The following is a 16,872-nucleotide window of genomic DNA, read 5'->3' on the forward strand; positions in this document are numbered from 1 at the left end:
GCCGGATCCCTGTCCGCGCGTCGTTGCTGTGCAGCGGCACGGCCATTCGAACCGAAAGTGCTAAACCGCTTGACTTATGAAGTTATTCGCTTTAGCAAGTGATGTCAAGCGTTTTAGCAGAATGCGCTACGCTCGAGTCAGGTTGAGCAATGGAGGCCCTATGGCGCACGGTCGCGTGACCATGGCCGATGTCGCCAAGCTCGCAGAGGTCTCCACCACGGCCGTCTCTCTGGTGCTCAACAACCGACAGGGAACGCGCCTGTCAGAAGACGCGGCCGCGCGCGTGCGCGCCGCGGCCGAGCAGCTCGGATACCGCCCCAACCTCACGGCACGCACCCTGAGCACCCAGAAATCCCACGTGCTCGGATTCATCTCCGACCAGGTCACCACCGACCGACTCGCCAGCGGCCTCATCCGCGGCGCACTGCAAGAAGCGAAGCGCCACGGGCACGTGCTGTTCATCGCCGAGACCGAGTCGGGCCCGGGCGCCGTCGACGAGGCCGTCGACGCGCTCACCGATCGGCAGGTCGACGGCATCATCTACGCCGCAACCCGCCCCCACAACCTCCCCGTGCCGGCACGCGTCGGCGCCACACCGGTCGTGATGCTCAATGCCGTCTCCGATGACGTCCCGACCGCGGTGCTTCCCGACGAATCGGAGGGCGCGCGCAGCATCGTCGACCTCCTGCTCAACGCCGGGCACACCGAGAACGTCGTCATCATCGGCCGATCGCTGGACCAGCCCGCGGACGAATGGCTCACCGTCACCGTCCAGCGCCGGCTCGACGGCATCTGGTCAGCGCTGGACTCACACGGCGTGCACCCGATCGCGCAGGTCCCGTGCGAGCCGTGGTCCGTGAGAAACGGATACCAAGCCGTGCATGATCTCCTCCGCGCCGGAATCGTCCCCAAAGCGCTGATCTGCCTCAACGACCGGCTCGCTTTCGGCGCGTACCGCGCCCTGCAGGAAGCCCACCTCAGGCCCGGGCGCGACATCGCGATCGTCTCGTTCGACGACGACGAGATCGCGGTCTACCTCGACCCCATGCTCACCACCGTCGCAGCCCCGTCCGAAGAGATGGGCGCGCTCGCCGTCCGCCTCCTGCTCGACGATTCCCGGCTGCCGGGTGAGCACCTCGTCCACATGCCCCTGCGAGTTCGCGGGTCGGTGCCTTTGCCGCGCGATATCGAGATCGAAGACCCCGCGGTCGAACCGAACTGGACTCGCTGAAGATCGGAGCGAGACGCGCACGAGGCGATGAGGCCGATCTGCTCGATCTCGACAAGGGCGGACCGGCGCTGACAATGGAGCGGGTCGCCTTCGACAATGACGGCCGGCCATCGAGTACGGCCACCATTGCCATCGCCCCGACATGTACAGCTTCGAGACGACGCTCGTCGCGAAGCTAGCGCGCCCGGTGAGCCCTGGCTCCCCAACCCGAGTGACGCCTCGTGATCAAAGGTCGAAGAGATCGCTGCCGCGGCATCGCGCCGGACTCATGGTCCGCGGGATGGAGATCGTCGGTGTCACGCTGCATCGGCATGGCTCTGACAGTCGATGCAGGCGGCGGCGTGGGGCAGGGCCTCGAGGCGGGCCGGGGTGATCTGGCGTCCGCAACGGGTGCATCCGCCATAAGTGCCGGCGTCCAGCCGATTCAGTGCAGCGGTGATCTGTTCGACGACCTTACGGTTCGACGCGGCGGTCTGGTAGGCGACCGGGTCGACGGTGGGCAGCGCCCGAGGGGCGAGTTCGGCGAGTATGTCGAGACGTTCCTGAAGAAGCTGCTCGAGCTGTTGCCGGATGGCATCTGCTGTCGTGTCTTGGCCGGTGCGGGAAGTGTGGGTCATGTCGACTCCTTGAAAGAGAGGCGCGCCGCAGATGCGACGCGCGGGGTCACCGGAGAACTCCTCCGGGAGGAGGGCGCCTACGCGGGTTCAGCGCACGAGGTGGCAGGGATGCGTCGGCCCCCCGCCGCCGCGGCGGAAGGACCGCCGCGGCGGAAGGACCTCATGTCGGGCGCGGCGATGTCAGCCGGTTGACGACAGCATCGCGTCGGATGCCGGCCCGCCAGGATGCGTCGCCGAGAGGCATTCGGCGAACCGCAGGTCACATGGGCGCGGCCTTGCGCGGCTTGACGGATGCTTCCGGCTCTCGCTTGGCGCGCTTGGCGGCTCGCTTCTCCTTGATCGACAGCAGCGCCGTCTTCTTGACTCCGCGTGCGTGCGGTGACTTTCCAGACATCGGAACTCGCTTCCCCTTGTCGGCTGGCGTGAACCACCGACCATAGCCCCCTTCCCCAGGAAGTCAAGTCGCCGGTTACGTGGCACTGTCCCTGGGCGGCGAGTGTCCTGCCACCGCGGCAGAAAAGTACGCTGACTTGCCTTTTTCTGGTTCCGGGCTATGGTGAGGGCATGCCCCTGCCCCTTCTCGTCCGCACCTCGGAGCGTCTTGTCGACGCGTCCGTGGTGACGCGTGCGACGGACATCGCCGGATCGCGGCACGAGGTGCTTCCGCCGCGGGCAGAGGCTCTGCGAGCTGATGTGCTCTACCGCTCCTACCGCCACGCGCCGCCGTGAATCCGTGTCCGACAACGGACCTTCCGGCTACCCAGCGCGTCGCATCTGCGGCGCGTTCTGCTTTTCAGGAGAAGGAAGTCATGCCCACCACTAGATCTCGTCCAACTGTCCGCCCCGACGAGGGCCGCCGTGTGCCGGACAAGCAGATCCACCGTTGGCTGGATGACGGAGGCGCCATCGCGGACGATCCACCCGGAATGAGAATCCCCGTCACGTGGTCGCCCACAGCTCTGAAGGCCCGACTGGATGCGCAGGTTGCCCTCCACGCTCTGTCGCACCAGACCCAAGGATTCCCCGTCGAAGCTCGCGCGAGGATCGGCCGCATCACTTCCCGCGTCGAGCACCGGCAACTCAGTCTGCGCGCAGCCGCCGATCAGTTGCGCGAACTGACGCTCCGGCTCCTGCAGTACAGAGGCATCGACGACGCGCGCCGCGACGTACAGGGGTGGCGACTCCTCCCCGGCGGACGCGCAAGGGAACGATGACCTCATCTCACCCAGCGCCACGGCACGACGCGTGCACGATCTCCAAGGCCAGGCGCCGCGCCATGGATCAGATTCTCACTCGCTCGACCGCCTCGCCCACCGGATCACCGGCCGATGCATCCGCTGCGGGTGGCGCCATCGTCGCCGCCCACCCCGAAGACCTCCCGTACGCCGAAACCTGCATCGATTGTCAGAGCCATGTCGAAAGCCCCTGAACCAGCATCCGCCACGTCGAGCGCCGCACCCCAGCACCCCACGGAACGAGGTGAGCACAGCGGCATCCGGCGTCTGTGGGTGTCCATCCGCAACAGCCTGCCGGGGAGCAGCGAGCGACCACGCCGTGACGCGACGATGACGCCCGGCTCGACCCGGGGGCTCAGCGGAACCTCCGCGCGATGGAACGCGCTCGGATGACGCCGCAGCGGACGTCGAGGCCCAGATCGGTGCAGACCTAGCGGCCGCTGTCACTGAACGGCTCGTCACGCCCGTCCCGGGTCGTCATGGGAGCGGCCGTCGCGTCCGCGATGCTCGGCGTCCGCTCACGCGAACCCGAACCCGAACCCGAACGCGAACCCACCTACAGCGCGTGAGCACCGTGCGGCCGTCTACCATCAGCTGGAATGAATGGAGCAACGGTGCCGCTGCCGGAAACTGACACCCTCATCGCCTATCCCGACGGCGCCACGACTTCCACGGGCACGGTGCTGCACAACGAGTCGATCGACGGCGGCCGCACCGCCGTCATCCTCGACACGACCGCCTTCCACCCCGTCGACACGGCATGGCCCGACCAGCCCGCCGACCGCGGAACCCTCACGACCGGCGCCGGCACCCGTCCGATCCTGGATGCCGTCACCGGCGGCATCCACGACGGACGCCTCCACCTCGGCGCGGATCTTCCCGTGCGCACCGGAACCGAAGGATGGACCTTCGTCGTCGCGCACATCATCGAGGGATCCCCTCCCGAGGTCGGCGCCACAGCGGACGTCCGGGTGGACGAGGGGTATCGCGCCGCGCTCTCCGCGGGGCACACCGCGTGCCACCTCGCCGCGCTCGCGCTCGACATCGCCCTCGCGGACGCGTGGACCAAACCGGCGCCGACAGACAGCCTCGGCAATCCCGCCTTCGACTCCCTTGCGATCCAGCGATCGGTCATCGGCGAGCACCGGTCCACCGACATCTACCGGATCGGAAAGTCGCTGCGCCGCAAGGGATTCAACCCCGCCGTCCTGGACGATCCGGACGCCATCGCTGCGACGGCGAACCAACATCTCGCCGCTTGGGTGGCAGCGGGCGGCAAGGTCGGCATCGAACGCGACGCCCCGGCCCTCTCCGCACGCCGCAACTGGACATGTGAGCTGGGCCTGGAGAGCGCGCGCATTCCGTGCGGCGGCACCCATCTCACCAACCTCGACCAGTTCGCCTCGATAACCGTCGCTCTCACCGTCGTCGACGTCGAAGGCGGACGAGAGCTGACGATGAACACAAGCGCTCGCACCAGGTAGCAAGGAGTGCCCTCGCCCCTGCGCGGAGTGCCTGACACGATGAGTGGATGGCCTCAGCTTCTGGACACGACCGCGCCGTGCCCAATCTGCCTTCGAGGGAGTTCGACGCCACGGAGCGGTTCTACGCAGGGTTCGGGTTCGAGCGACAGTTCCGCGACCCAGGGTGGATGATCCTGACCCGAGGCACGGTTCAGCTCGAATTCTTCCCCGCACCCGACTTGGATCCTCGTTCGAGCAGCTTCATGTGCTGCGTGCGGGTCGCCGACGTCGACGATCTGTATGAGGCAGTTCGCGCATCCGGCGTTCCGATCAGGCAAGAGGGGATGCCGCGGCTTCACCCCGTGCGCATGCAGGAGTGGGGGCTCAGAGCCGGCTATCTGATCGACCCGGACGGCACACAGCTCACCCTGATCGAGCAGCCCGGCTGAATTTCCCGCCGTCGGTGCAGGTCGACCTCGCGAGCACGCGTGTCGTCGGGGCCAGGCAGGATCGGAGGGAGCGCGGACGCACACGCGAGGAGTGAGGTTGGCCGATGGGGCTGTTCGAAGCCGGGATGGCCGACTCGGCCGAGCCGATGCGACCCGTGGGCGGGTTCGCAGGATGATCGATGATGTGCCTGTCTCAGAGAACGCCGTGCGCGCGTCACGGGAGTGGAAGAGCTCGCTGATCGATGTCAGCGGCACCAATCGGCTGCTTCACTTCACGCCGACGAGCACGACACTCGATCTTCGGGATGCCGCGGAGAACGCGCTGTTCAAGCTCCTGCGCGGACAGTCGGTGTCGATCCGGGACCTGTTCGGATCTCGCGCCGAGGTCGAGCGCGCGGCGCGCGCGTGCGTCGCCCTCCACCGGAAGCAGCGGGAAGCGACCGAAGAGTACGGCGTGTCCGTCACCTACCTCGCCCTCGGCTTCGCCACGTGGAATCCCGAGACGAACCGCAGACTGACGGAGGCCGAGGCAGTCGAGGTCAGCGTGGAGCCGGCGGCTCCCGTGGCCCGCGGGCCCGTTCCGAATGCGCCGGTGCTGCTCCGGCCGCTCGAGCTGACGCGGCGGCGCGGGATCACCGAGGACTGGCAGATCAAGCTCGTCGACGACTTCCAGGTCAACGGCGTGCTGACGCACGTGCTCAACTACGGCAAGGAGCGCGTCGACGAAGACGCGCTGCTCGACCTCACCGAGCCGATCGAGACCGCCCGTGATCTCGCATCCATCCGGGTATCTTTCGACTCTGCGCTGGAAGAACTGAATCGCGACTGTGCAGACGTCGATGGCTTCCTGACCCGGCCGGAGCTGGTCATCGGCACCTTCTCGTACCAGAAGCAGCCCATGGTCAACGATGTCTCGGACATCTCGGCGATCCAGGCATCAGACCTCGCCGCCGCCCTGGCGGGCGACCCGGCTGCGGCATCCCGGATTCGCTCGGCCGCCGGCGACATCGATGTCCATGAGTCCGATCCCGACTATGCGCCGGTGGATTCCGAGTACCTCGTGCTGGACGCGGACGCCAGCCAGTCGTTCGTCGTGAACGCCGCGCTTGCAGGTCGCAACCTCGTCGTTCAGGGCCCACCGGGCACGGGGAAGAGCCAGACGATCGCCAACGTGATCGCCGCGCTGGTCGCCGACGGAAAGCACGTGCTGTTCGTCGCGCAGAAACGCGCCGCCATCACCGCCGTCCTCGACCGCCTCGACGGCGCCGACCTGTCGCACCTCCTCCTCGACCTGTTCGCGGCGGACGGGTCCCGACGATTCATCGCCGAGCAGCTGCGCATCGCGCTGGACCGCCAGCAGCAGATCGGGACGCCCGACACGATGCGTCTCCACGCTCAGCTCAGTTCCGCGCGCGACCGACTCGTCAGGCACAACGACGCCCTGTTCCGCCGCGACCACGGCTGGGGCGCGAGCATCCATGACCTGCGCGTCGAATCGCTAGGCTTCGCCCCCGATGCGCAGGTCGGCCTTCGCTTCAGCCCCAGCATCTTCGCCGGCTGGGATCAGACCACGCTGCCTCGCCTCGAAGAGCAGGCCGATGAGCTCGGACGAATCGGGGCCGTCGCCCCGAGCTGGGAGACGACCCCTGGATGGCGCCCCGCCGCGCTCTCGTCGACGGATGTCGCGGCCGAACTCCGGGAGCTCGCACTCGACCTGCGATGGAAGTCGCTCCCATCGCTTCAGCAGCATCTCCGCGAGGAAGCTCTGCTGAGCGGCCACTCCGGTCCGGCGGGTCTCGTCGACGCCGACCCGCTCACGCTGCTGCACCGCGATGCGCTCACGACCTCCCAGGTCTCCGCCCCGCTTCTCGAGAGCGCCGACCTGGAGGGAATGATCGCCGCCGTCTCGAGGCAGCACCGTCGGGGAATGCGGGACATGACCTGGGGTCGCCGCCGCGCAGGCAGACGGGCGAACAGAGAGCTCCTCGGGCACGTCCCCGCCGGGGACCACCTGAACATCCTGCTCACGGCCCGCGCCGTCCGCGACGCCTGGACTCCCGGGCATGCGACACTCCCCTACGCACACGCCGATCAGGCCGTGCAGCTCCTCGAACAGACCCGACTTGCCGTTGCGCGGCTGCAGCAAGCAAGTCAGGGCCTTGCCCCCGCGCTCAGCGGCGGATCGTTCGCCGGGCTCGAAGGCGCCCTCGATGCGCTGCTCGGAGATCCACGTCAGGCTGCGATCGTCCGCGCCAACCAGCTCGAGCGAGACCTGCGAGACGCGGGCGTCGGGCAGGTGCTCGACCTCCTCCGACAGGTGGCCGGCGAGGGTCGAGCGCCGGTCCCGGCACCCAGCGAGGCGCTCCGCTGGGTGAGCATCCGGTCGCTCCTGGAGTCCGCGGAACTCTCGACCCCCGACGTCGCCGGGATCCGAGGAGTCGAACTGAGCCAGGCGACCGAGATCTTCCAGCGCGCGGATGCCAGCCACCTGGAGGCCAACGCAGCCCGTGTCCGCCGCCGGGCGGCGATCCACCTGAAGGAGGCGTTCGACGCGTACCCCGATCAGCACTCGGCCCTGAAGATGGAGGTCACCCGCAAGAGGAACTTCCGACCTGCCCGCCGACTGTTCCAGGACGCGCCCGATGTGCTTCTCGCCGCGAAGCCGGTATGGGCGATGAGCCCGCTGCAGGTCTCGCGGGTCCTTCCCGCCACGCAGTGCTTCGACGTCGTCATCTTCGATGAGGCCAGCCAGGTCAAGCCTGCCGACGCCATCCCGGCGCTCATGCGCGGCCGGCAGGCCATCGTGGCCGGCGACTCGCGTCAGCTGCCACCCACCGAGTTCTTCACCAAGGTGCTGGAGGACGAGGAGGCCGACCCGGACGACGATGTCTCGATCGACGCGCCGGCAGCAGACCAGGAAGTCCCCAAGGCGACCCCGCGAAGCTCGTACACCCGAGACGCCGAGAGCATCCTCTTCGCGATGGACCGCCTCCTCGCGGGCCAGGGCCGAAGCCTGCTCTGGCACTACCGCTCGCATGACGAACGCCTCATCGCCGTCTCGAACGAGCACGTCTACAGCGGAAGTCTGACGACCTTCCCCGCCCCCGATGCGCTCGAATCCATCCACCACGAAGTCGTGCCGTACAGCGCGGGCATCGGAGGCGGAACGAACAGCCCCGAGCGGGAAGTCCAGCGAATCGTCGAACTCGTCAAAGCCCAGGTCACGGCGCGACCCGGCGAGAGCGTGGGCATCATCGCGTTCGGCATCAAGCACGAGGCACGCATCGAGCGCGCGCTCGAGCTCGCGATGCAGCAGGACCCCGAGTTCGAGCGAGCGCTGACGTCGCACCCCCACGAACCCTGGTTCGTCAAGGCGATCGAACGCGTCCAGGGCGACGAACGCGACGCCATCTTCCTCTCGGTCGGCTACGGCAAGAGCGCCGATGGCCGCCTTCGCTACTTCTGGGGACCGCTCCTGCAGGAAGGCGGCGAGCGCCGCCTCAACGTGGCGATCTCACGCGCCAAGAAGCGGATGACACTCGTCTCCAGCTTCTCGAAAGACGACGTCCCCGCTGACGGACACTCATCAGCCGGATACCGCCTGATGTACAACTTCGTGCGATTCATGGGGACCGGAGGGCGCGACCTCACAGGCGGACCCGGCCGTGCGGTACCGCTGAACCCCTTCGAGATCGATATCCGGACCAGACTCGAACACGCAGGCCTCGAGCTCGATCCTCAAGTGGGCGTGGGCGGATACCGGATCGACTTCGCGGCCCGTCACCCCGATCACCCGGGCAAGCACGTCCTCGCGATCGAAGCCGACGGAGCCGCCTACCACTCGGGCCACATCGCCCGGGAGCGCGACCGCCTCAGGCAGGAGCTCCTCGAACGGCGTGGATGGCGCTTCCATCGCATCTGGAGCACCGACTGGTTCGACGACGCGGACCGAGAGGTGCGGAGAGCTGTCGACGCCTTCAACGAGGCACTGGGCCCGGCCCCGATCGCGCCCGCGGCGGACTCCGATGCGGCCCCCGAGTGGCGCGAAGGCACCACGAACCGGAGACTTGCGCGCCCCGCGTTCACCCGGCAGCCCAGCATCACCGACTACTCCCCCGAGACCCTGGTCGCCATCGTCCGGTACATCCGGTCGGATGACGTCCTGCGGTCCGCCGACGACGAGCTGCGCCTCGTCATGGACGAACTCGGCTTCTCCCGCCTCGGGACACGGATCGAGCAGGCGATCGGTCGCGCTCAGGCTCACGCCTGAGCCGCACCGTGTCGACGCTCGTCTCTGGCGACGCCCCGCTCGCAGGACGCCTGCTTGAGGACCTCATCCGCGCCTGCGCTGCGATCCTGGCGCCTCAGCCCACCCCGAGAAGCTGCTTCAGTCCGGCGACATGGCCTTCGGGCGTCACGTCGTAGAGCGCCTGGACGATGCGGCCGTCCTCGTCGACGACGAAGGTGGAGCGGATGACGCCGATGACGGTCTCGCCGTTCCTCTGCTTCTCGCCCCAGACACCGTAAGCCTCGTGGGCTTGACGCTCCGGGTCGCTCAGGAGGTCGAAGTTCAGGTGGTCGCGCTCCCGGAACTCGCGCAGCTTCTCGGGAAGATCACGGGAGATCCCGAGCACCTCGTAGCCCGCGGCCTGCAGCGGCGCCAGGCTGTCGCGGAAGTCGCACGCTTCCGTCGTGCAGCCGGGGGTCATGGCTTCGGGATAGAAGAAGAGGATGGCGGGCTTGCCGCGGAGGTCGCTCAGCGCGACTGCCTGGTCGTCCTGGTCGACGAGTGCGAAATCAGGCGCGGTCGCGCCGGGGGCAAGACGGTTCATCTGGCCAGCCTAGAACTGTCGATCACCCGTCGGCCGCGCATTCACGATTCGATCCCCCACGCCCCACGGTTGCCGGAAAGCGATTTCCGTGCCACACTCCTGAACCATCATGAGCGAATCGCGCCGAGGGAGAGCCATGCCCGAGGGCCCGATCGTCATCAACGACAACGGCGCCTGGTGCTGGTTCCAGGATGAGCGCGCCCTCGTCGACCCTGACGCCCGGCGCCTGCTCGTCGGGTCGGTCGCCTCTCCCGACGGGGTGGGTGGCGACCGGCGATCCGGAAACCTGGAACTGACGGTGGTCGACCTGCGCGACGGCACGAGCGAGATCGTCGTGCTCCACGAGGCCTTCGAACCGGACGATCACGACGTGCCCGCGCTGTGGAGGCGCCATGACGGCCGGTGGCTCGCGATGTACGCGAAGCACAAGACGGACGATCTGCTCCGCTGGCGTATCAGCGAGGTCGACGACCCGACCCGGTGGGGTCCGGTGCACACGTTCGACTGGTCCGCGCTCACGGGAGGGCGCGGGGTCACCTACACGAACATCCACGAGTCCGCCGGTCGGCTGTGGTGCTTCGCCCGGGCCGTCAACGACGACCAGTGCGCGCTCGTCTCCGACGATGACGGCACGACCTGGACCTATTCCGGCAAGCTCTTCACGAGGCCGAAGGTCGGCTACGTCAACGGCTACACCCGCTACGCCTCCCGCGGCGGCCGAATCGACCTCGTCACGACCGACCACCACCCGCGCGACTACGACAACTCGATCTACCACGGCTACCTCGAGCACGGGATGCTGCACCGCAGCGACGGCTCCGTGCTCGACTCCGAGGCTCTCCGCGACGAAGCCCCGTCTCAGGTCGGGCTCACGACGGTGCTCGCGGCCGGCACCGAGGTCGGCGGAGTCGCCTTGACGCACGCGTGGACGAGCGATATCCGCACCGGCGCCGATGGCACGATTGCCGCGACCCTCACGGCGCGGGGCGACGACCCGCTCGCCACTCCCGACGACGCGTACGACCGCTGGCGCCCCGTCCTCGACCACCGCTTCGTTTATGCGCGCCTCGCCCCGAACGGCACCTGGACTCTCCACCCATTGGGCCGCGCCGGGGCGGGCCTGCTCCCCCACGAGCAGGATTACACGGGCCTCGCGGCGATCGATCCCTACGATCTCGACACCGTCTACCTCTCGACGCGGTTCGATCCCCGCACCGATATCGAAACGGCGCACCACGAGATCTACCGCGGACGGACGACGGATGCCGGGGCCACCTGGTCCTGGACGGCGATCACCTCCTCGTCCGAAGCCGACAACCTGCGACCGATCGTCGCTCCGGGCGACCCCGCGACGGTCGCGCTGCTGTGGTTCCGAGGCGAGATGACCGCCTCCCAGCGCTTCCGCTGCGAGGTCGTCCTCCACCTCGAGCCCCGCACTGCTCCCTGACCGGCGAGACCCGGATCGCTCATCCGTCGCCGGCGGGTGGCGCACTCGGCGCGAGCGCCGATTCGAGGAAGCTCTGCACATCGGCGCGAGCTTTCTCATCCGCCGTCACACCGGTGAGGGTGGAGTGCTTCGCGCGATCGGATGACGCCAGCCGCACGACTTCAGCGCGCTCACCCAGCAGGCCCTTGACCGCCTCGAGCTTCGCGTCCGGAGACTTCCAGTCCTGCGTGAACCGGTAGCCCCGCGCGCACAGGTCACCGCGACCGGCCAGGGCGTTGCGATCGGCTGAAGACAGCCCGAGCGCGGACGGCGGCCAGAACGGCACCGCGGGCTGCGCGACGACGGCCGCCTTCACCCGATGGTCGACGGCAAGGGCCAGCGCGAACGAGCCCGAGAAGCACATCCCCACGACGCCGTAGGCGGATCGGTCCGTCGAGACGTGCGCATCCACGAAGTCCTTCAGCCACCCGACGTCCTTGCTCACTCCCTCACGAGCGAGGGCGTGCACCTCTCGTCGCACGCAGATCTGCCGCAGACTGCCTTTCCAGTGGGGATCTCCGTCCTCGCCGAAGATCGACGGCATCACCACCCGGAAGCTCCGCGCGAGCTGATCGGCGAACGCCGTGATCCTGCCGTCGATGCCGGGGAACTCGTGGAGCAGGAGGATCGAGGCGAGCGGGCGAGTCGTCGACTGTGCAACGTAGAAGTTGTGGGCGTGGTCCTCATGCGGGTACACGTCGGTCTGCCATGTCGGCGGCGGCCAGGTCGCATCGCGCGTCGAGTCGGCCATGCGTTCTCCTTCCGCGCTGCGGCACATCCTTCCGGCGACCACTCCGCTCGTCAATAGGCGCGCAGGGAGCAGGCGTCGATAGGCTGAGACCGGTTACAGGTGACCCGCCCCGAACGAACGGAGATCGCGATGTCGGTTGTCATTCCCGGGCTTCCGGGGTCGGAGTGGACGCATGGGGTGGGCGAAATCGCCGTCGAGGACGGCGCGATCCTGCTGACCGCGGCACCCGGCGTCGACTGGACGAACGATGCGACCGGGGCGGCGCCGTTCCACACCGCGACGAGTCTCTCGTTCGCTCCTCCTCGGCCCTTCCAGCTGTCAGCGCGGGTCTCGGTCGGCGGGCAGCGCACGACGTTCGACGCCGCCGCCCTGACGCTGTGGGCCGACGAGGATCATTGGGCGAAGCTGTGCTTCGAGTACTCGCCGCACGGCGAGGAGATGGTCGTGAGCGTCGTCACGGATCGCTACTCCGACGATTCCAACGGGCCCGTCATCACGGGCGGCGAAGTCTGGCTGCGGGTGTCGAGCGTCGGCGACGCGTATGCGTACCACTACTCCGTCGACGGCAGCGAGTGGCACTTCGTCCGCCTCTTCCGTCTCGACTCCCCGGCTCCGCTGCGCCTCGGGATCATGTCGCAGGCGCCGATGGGGGATGTCGCTGTCGCGCGATTCACCGACCTCCGCCTGGTCACGGAGCAGCTTGCCGACGTCCGCGACGGCCGATGACGTCAGCGCGCGTGGGCGACATCGCCTGACGCCTCGGTCGGGCGCTCGCCCGCAGCACAGCCGCCGTCCCGATGGGGAGCAGCCGATCATGGTCAGTCTTCGCTGTCCTCACGCGAGAACAGGAGCAGCTCGGGCAGGCTCGTGGCGAAGTAGTCCGTCGCACCCTCGTCGTGCCGCGCGATGGGCGGCACGTACTGCGCGCGCGTCTCACCGAGTGTCGCGGGCGGATCGGTGAGCGGCAGCCCGTCGGCCTCGAGAGCGGCATCCCACGCGGCGATCGCCTGGCCCTCACCACCCTCCCACGGATGGAAGGAGCGCGTGACGAGGATCTCGTGGGCTCGCGCGGCCTGGCCCGCCGAGATCAGGAGCTTCACATACTCGATCGTGAAGTCGTCTCGCGTGAGCACGATGTCCTCGACCGGTTGGACGCGGGCCAGTCGCTCCGCGCTCGCATGCCCGAGACGGATCGCAAGCTGGTCCTGCTCGTAGCGCACCCGCGGATCGGCAGGCGCCACCTCGACGGCACGCGCGTACAGCTCCCACGCCTCGTCATCGTCGTGCGCGATGTTGTAGGCCGCGAGCGCGGCGTTCCGGTAGAGCACGACGTCCGCGCGGCCGAGGTCGATCGCGCGGCGCCAGTGGTTCGCGGCCTCGCGCCGACGCCCGTGCGCGTACAGCAGCATTCCGAGGAGCGAATGCGCGACGGCATCCGTCGGGTCCTTCTCGATCGCGGTCTCGAGGGCGTCGAGCGCATCGAGGCCGTAGGGGAAGGCCCACGTGAGCTCGGCGGAACGAGCCTTCGCCCGCTGCTCCTGCGCCTTTTCCTCGCGGCCGAGGCCGTCGAGGATGGCCGCCGCGAGGTAGTGCGCGATCGGGCGCACGTTGCCGCCCGCCGAGACCGGGACGACCGTGGCGGCCCGCAGGACGCTCAGCGCCTCATCCTGTGCGCCGGCGTTCCGGAAGTCGAGGGCGACGTCGACGAGCAGGCCCGCGTCCTCGGCGATGGGCTGGCCGGCGAGGGCGCGCAGCGTCGCGTCGAGCGGGTCTGCGGCGAGCGCCCGCCTCACGAGCGTCTCGGCCTCGGCATGCGCGTCGACCCGGCGCAGGACGATCGCCCGGAGCGCGATGCGTCGCGTGTCGTGGCTGACGACACCGTCGAGGGTGTCCAGCACGCGCAGTGCGGCGCGATTCTGACCGCGGCAGGCGAGCGACTGTGCGAGCGCGAAGCCCGCGCCCGCCGCCCACGTCCCGTCCCAGCCCGCCTTGCCGAACGCCGCCTCGGCCTCCCGCGTCCTTCCGAGCCGACGCTGCACGAGCCCGAGCAGGTAGAAGGCTTCGGCGTCGACCGGGTTGGCGTTGCGGCGCGTGAGCCGCCGCAGGGCGAGCTCGATCCGCGCCAGCGCCGCCGCGTAGCGTCCCGCGCGGTAGTCGCGGTCGGCGAGCGCGAGATTGGTGCGGACGTCGCCCGGATCACGCTGCAGAGCGGCATCCCAATAGGCGAGCGGCGAGCGGGTGGGGTGGCGGTACTGGCTGAGGTGCAGGCCCGTCAGATAGAGCTCCTCGACGGACTCGACGGCCTCGGGGGCCAAGGGCTCGTCGGCGACCCACGGCTCCTCGTCGCCGGCGACGGTCTGCGTCCACCGGACGAGGATCCGGCCGTCCGCGCTCAGGAGCTCGGCCGCGGCGTCGTCGGCGTCGGCGACGGATGCCGCGACCCCGGCTGGCACGCCGGGCACGAGGTCCGCCGTCTGCGAGGCCACGACCTCGGATCCCGCCAGGATGCGCAGCACGGCACCCGGCTGCGGCCGCGTGACAGCGAAGGTCGCCGCGAGCTCGACGCCGTGCTCGACGTGCACCGCGGCATCCGGAGTCGCCTGATGCGCAACGCCGATCTCGGGGATCGGGTACCAGTACTGCGTGAAGACCTTGGTCTCGCCGGGGAGGATCCACGTGAAGTCCGGCTGGTTGTCGGTGTAGACGCCCGCCATCAGCTCGACGTAGGGGCCGTCGCCGTCGGTCAGCTGCGCGTCCCACGCGTGGCCGAACGGCGCGTCGCCCCACGTCCACTGCTTCTTGCCCGGCGACACGCGACGCTCGGCCCAGTGCACGAAGCCCGCGCCGGCGGCATGGTCGTAGCCGCCGAAGAAGTCCTGCTGCGAGTCGACGATCATGTACGACGTCGGCACGGGGATGTTGCGGTACCAGTCGATGCGGTCGGCGCCCGCCTGCTCAGCGGCGAGGGCGGGGTAGTCGACGCCGTAGTAGGGCCGGTCCGCCTGCGGGAACGCGGTCAGCGCGCGGCGGGCGTGGTCGGCGACGTACCGGACGTCCTCGGGGAAGAACGACTGGTAGTCGGCGTGCACCCGCGCGGCGACGTTGGCCCACCATAGGAAAGTCTGACGCTCGTCCGTGCGGTTGTGCAGGCGCACCGCGAGCTCGACGATCGAGCTGTTCGCACGGAGCCGCACCCCGTGCTGCGCCGACATGCGGGCGAACGGGTCGTGGTCGTGGCACCACACCGTGACCGAGTCGTCGCCGTACTCGATCGAGGTCTCGACCGGCAGGTAGGTCGCGGGGCGGTGGTGCTGCGGCCAGTTGAACTCGACGCCGCCACTGATCCATGGACCCGCGAGACCCACGAGCGCGGGCTTGATGACGTTGTTGCGGTAGAAGAAGTCGTAGTCGGTCGTCTTGTCGTAGCCGATGTGGATGCGGCCGCCGAGCTCGGGCAGCACGACGAGCCGCACGTACTCGTTCTCGAGGTGCACGGCGTCCCAGTCGCGCAGCGTCGGCTCGTCCGACACGTTCTCGGTGAACGGGATCGGATAGACCTTGCCGCTCGAGCCCTGATACACGCGGTGGTCGAGGTACATCGGGAACGGGCTCGGCTCACCCGCCTCGTAGGTGCGGATCGTGAGCGGCTCACGCCACGCGACGGCCTCGCCGCGCTGGACAGCGTGCCGGAGGTCGGCGGGGACCTCCGGCAGGACGAGCTTCTCGTGGGGGTCGCTCTCGACACTGCTCACGGTGACGTCGAGATCGGTCCGTTCAGCGGTCATCGCTTACCTCCTCTGGAGTGCGGCGCCCCGGTGGGGCCGGTAGGCGTGGCGGGGTTGCAGCGCGGGCTGCAGGTCACTGGCGACGCTAAGCGCCGCGGAGCCGCGAGGGTATGGTGAGAAGGAGGAACATCATGGACGAAACAGCGATGCGGGTCGAGCCGCACTATCGGCGCGAGGGCTTCGACGACCAGCGGCTGTGCGTGATCCCGCGACCGCAGGTCGACGCCGCGCTCGATCGCGCGGGCACGCGACGCCTCACGGTGACCGACGCCGGCTACTTCCCTGCGGCGGCCGGACACCGTCGCATCCGCGCGAAGGGAGCTGCGGAGGCCGTCGTGATCCTCTGCGTGTCCGGCTCGGGAACAGTCACGCTCAAGGGCGAGACGTACACGCTGACCCCGTCCGCCTGCATCACGATCCCGGCGAGCCAGCCTCACGAGTATCAGGCCTCGTTCGACGATCCATGGACGATCTGGTGGATGCATGTGCGCGGGACGGATGTCGCCGAGCTCACGGGTCCCCTGCTCGGCAAAGCGCAGCCCCTGACGTGCCTCCGGTCAATCGATCGCGTCGTCGCGCTCTTCGACGAACTCGTCGGTCTGCTCGAGCGCAGGATCTCGCCCGCACATCTGCTGACGGCATCCGGAATCGCGTGGATGCTGCTGACGCGCATCGCCGCCGACAGCATTCTGCCCGCCGACGGGTCGCCTCTCGAGCGCGCCATGCGGTACCTCGAGGCTCGGGTGGACGGCAACATCCAGATCGCCGAGCTCGCCTCCATCGTCGGGATGTCGCCGTCGCACCTCAGCGCGCTCTTCCGTCAAGCCACCGGCGGGGGGCCCGGCGCGTTCCACACGTCGCTCAAGATGGCCCGCGCGCGGGGACTGCTCGACACGACCCAGATGACGGTCACCGAGATCGCGATCGCCGTGGGCTACTCGGATCCGCTTTACTTCTCGCGGCATTTCCGCCGCGTGCATGGCGTGAGTCCCACGACCTACCGGGCTCAGCACAAGGGGTGAC

At 68.8% G+C, this 16,872-nt stretch carries 16 protein-coding genes; 11 read left to right on the forward strand and 5 right to left on the reverse strand.

The genetic code is table 11. From position 1 onward, the window contains the following. Positions 1 to 160 precede the first annotated feature (160 nt). Both MJ607_RS15835 and MJ607_RS15840 read left to right on the forward strand, forming a co-directional pair. Positions 161 to 1,231 (forward strand): LacI family DNA-binding transcriptional regulator, encoded by a 1,071-nt coding sequence (locus MJ607_RS15835; protein WP_279234736.1) that lies wholly within the window; start codon positions 161 to 163, stop codon positions 1,229 to 1,231. A 38-nt stretch (positions 1,232 to 1,269) separates the two neighbouring features. Next, a complete protein-coding gene (locus MJ607_RS15840; protein WP_374238067.1) occupies positions 1,270 to 1,410 on the forward strand; it encodes a hypothetical protein in 141 nt (46 codons plus the stop codon). A 117-nt stretch (positions 1,411 to 1,527) separates the two neighbouring features. On the opposite strand, the gene MJ607_RS15845 is transcribed toward MJ607_RS15840, so the two are convergent. Continuing rightward, the gene (locus MJ607_RS15845) at positions 1,528 to 1,848 is read right to left on the reverse strand and encodes a TraR/DksA C4-type zinc finger protein (RefSeq protein WP_243076568.1); all 321 of its coding nucleotides are present in this window, start codon (positions 1,846 to 1,848) and stop codon (positions 1,528 to 1,530) included. A gap of 259 nt (positions 1,849 to 2,107) precedes the next feature. Then, a complete protein-coding gene (locus MJ607_RS20050) occupies positions 2,108 to 2,242 on the reverse strand; it encodes a hypothetical protein (RefSeq protein ID WP_279234737.1) in 135 nt (44 codons plus the stop codon). A 170-nt stretch (positions 2,243 to 2,412) separates the two neighbouring features. Here MJ607_RS20050 and MJ607_RS15850 point away from each other — a divergent pair, with 170 nt between their 5' ends. The 6 genes from MJ607_RS15850 (at position 2,413) to MJ607_RS15875 (ending at position 9,265) form a co-directional block, all read left to right on the forward strand. Continuing rightward, positions 2,413 to 2,577, forward strand: coding sequence for a hypothetical protein (locus MJ607_RS15850; protein WP_243076569.1), 165 nt, complete (start codon positions 2,413 to 2,415; stop codon positions 2,575 to 2,577). A gap of 131 nt (positions 2,578 to 2,708) precedes the next feature. Continuing rightward, positions 2,709 to 3,062: a hypothetical protein gene (locus MJ607_RS15855; protein WP_243076570.1), complete on the forward strand. Its 354-nt coding sequence runs from the start codon at positions 2,709 to 2,711 to the stop codon at positions 3,060 to 3,062. Between the two features lie 62 nt (positions 3,063 to 3,124). After that, positions 3,125 to 3,277 carry a hypothetical protein gene (locus MJ607_RS15860; RefSeq protein ID WP_243076571.1) on the forward strand — a complete coding sequence of 51 codons (153 nt, stop codon included), beginning with the start codon at positions 3,125 to 3,127 and terminating at the stop codon, positions 3,275 to 3,277. A gap of 405 nt (positions 3,278 to 3,682) precedes the next feature. Next, positions 3,683 to 4,567, forward strand: coding sequence for a metal-dependent hydrolase (locus MJ607_RS15865; RefSeq protein ID WP_243076572.1), 885 nt, complete (start codon positions 3,683 to 3,685; stop codon positions 4,565 to 4,567). A gap of 47 nt (positions 4,568 to 4,614) precedes the next feature. Further along, on the forward strand, positions 4,615 to 4,995 hold the full coding sequence (locus MJ607_RS15870; RefSeq protein ID WP_243076573.1) for a bleomycin resistance protein: 381 nt from the start codon (positions 4,615 to 4,617) through the stop codon (positions 4,993 to 4,995). A gap of 184 nt (positions 4,996 to 5,179) precedes the next feature. Continuing rightward, positions 5,180 to 9,265, forward strand: a complete 4,086-nt coding sequence (locus tag MJ607_RS15875; protein ID WP_243076574.1) for an AAA domain-containing protein — start codon at positions 5,180 to 5,182, stop codon at positions 9,263 to 9,265. Between the two features lie 94 nt (positions 9,266 to 9,359). Here MJ607_RS15875 and bcp read toward each other — a convergent pair whose 3' ends face one another. Continuing rightward, the gene (bcp, locus tag MJ607_RS15880; RefSeq protein ID WP_243076575.1) at positions 9,360 to 9,827 is read right to left on the reverse strand and encodes a thioredoxin-dependent thiol peroxidase; all 468 of its coding nucleotides are present in this window, start codon (positions 9,825 to 9,827) and stop codon (positions 9,360 to 9,362) included. 136 nt (positions 9,828 to 9,963) lie between these two features. Here bcp and MJ607_RS15885 point away from each other — a divergent pair, with 136 nt between their 5' ends. Next, positions 9,964 to 11,274: a BNR-4 repeat-containing protein gene (locus MJ607_RS15885; protein ID WP_243076576.1), complete on the forward strand. Its 1,311-nt coding sequence runs from the start codon at positions 9,964 to 9,966 to the stop codon at positions 11,272 to 11,274. A gap of 19 nt (positions 11,275 to 11,293) precedes the next feature. Here MJ607_RS15885 and MJ607_RS15890 read toward each other — a convergent pair whose 3' ends face one another. Beyond that, positions 11,294 to 12,064 carry a dienelactone hydrolase family protein gene (locus MJ607_RS15890; RefSeq protein ID WP_243076577.1) on the reverse strand — a complete coding sequence of 257 codons (771 nt, stop codon included), beginning with the start codon at positions 12,062 to 12,064 and terminating at the stop codon, positions 11,294 to 11,296. Between the two features lie 177 nt (positions 12,065 to 12,241). Here MJ607_RS15890 and MJ607_RS15895 point away from each other — a divergent pair, with 177 nt between their 5' ends. Further along, positions 12,242 to 12,790: a DUF1349 domain-containing protein gene (locus tag MJ607_RS15895; RefSeq protein WP_243076578.1), complete on the forward strand. Its 549-nt coding sequence runs from the start codon at positions 12,242 to 12,244 to the stop codon at positions 12,788 to 12,790. Positions 12,791 to 12,882: 92 nt separating this feature from the next. On the opposite strand, the gene MJ607_RS15900 is transcribed toward MJ607_RS15895, so the two are convergent. Then, positions 12,883 to 15,849: a DUF5107 domain-containing protein gene (locus MJ607_RS15900; protein ID WP_243076579.1), complete on the reverse strand. Its 2,967-nt coding sequence runs from the start codon at positions 15,847 to 15,849 to the stop codon at positions 12,883 to 12,885. A 131-nt stretch (positions 15,850 to 15,980) separates the two neighbouring features. On the opposite strand from MJ607_RS15900, the gene MJ607_RS15905 reads away from it, so the two are divergent. Then, on the forward strand, positions 15,981 to 16,871 hold the full coding sequence (locus MJ607_RS15905; protein ID WP_243076580.1) for an AraC family transcriptional regulator: 891 nt from the start codon (positions 15,981 to 15,983) through the stop codon (positions 16,869 to 16,871). Position 16,872: the final 1 nt, after the last annotated feature.

Source organism: Microbacterium sp. SS28 (genome assembly GCF_022761035.1).
Taxonomy (GTDB): domain Bacteria; phylum Actinomycetota; class Actinomycetes; order Actinomycetales; family Microbacteriaceae; genus Microbacterium.

Bases quoted from the DNA above. Each gene is read 5' to 3' on its own strand.
- MJ607_RS15835 (WP_279234736.1), top strand. From the start codon at position 161: ATGGCGCACGGTCGCGTGACCATGGCCGATGTCGCCAAGCTCGCAGAG.
- MJ607_RS15845 (WP_243076568.1), bottom strand. From the start codon at position 1,848: ATGACCCACACTTCCCGCACCGGCCAAGACACGACAGCAGATGCCATC.
- MJ607_RS20050 (WP_279234737.1), bottom strand. From the start codon at position 2,242: ATGTCTGGAAAGTCACCGCACGCACGCGGAGTCAAGAAGACGGCGCTG.
- MJ607_RS15850 (WP_243076569.1), top strand. From the start codon at position 2,413: ATGCCCCTGCCCCTTCTCGTCCGCACCTCGGAGCGTCTTGTCGACGCG.
- MJ607_RS15860 (WP_243076571.1), top strand. From the start codon at position 3,125: ATGGATCAGATTCTCACTCGCTCGACCGCCTCGCCCACCGGATCACCG.
- MJ607_RS15865 (WP_243076572.1), top strand. From the start codon at position 3,683: ATGAATGGAGCAACGGTGCCGCTGCCGGAAACTGACACCCTCATCGCC.
- MJ607_RS15870 (WP_243076573.1), top strand. From the start codon at position 4,615: ATGGCCTCAGCTTCTGGACACGACCGCGCCGTGCCCAATCTGCCTTCG.
- bcp (WP_243076575.1), bottom strand. From the start codon at position 9,827: ATGAACCGTCTTGCCCCCGGCGCGACCGCGCCTGATTTCGCACTCGTC.
- MJ607_RS15885 (WP_243076576.1), top strand. From the start codon at position 9,964: ATGCCCGAGGGCCCGATCGTCATCAACGACAACGGCGCCTGGTGCTGG.
- MJ607_RS15890 (WP_243076577.1), bottom strand. From the start codon at position 12,064: ATGGCCGACTCGACGCGCGATGCGACCTGGCCGCCGCCGACATGGCAG.
- MJ607_RS15900 (WP_243076579.1), bottom strand. From the start codon at position 15,849: ATGACCGCTGAACGGACCGATCTCGACGTCACCGTGAGCAGTGTCGAG.
- MJ607_RS15905 (WP_243076580.1), top strand. From the start codon at position 15,981: ATGGACGAAACAGCGATGCGGGTCGAGCCGCACTATCGGCGCGAGGGC.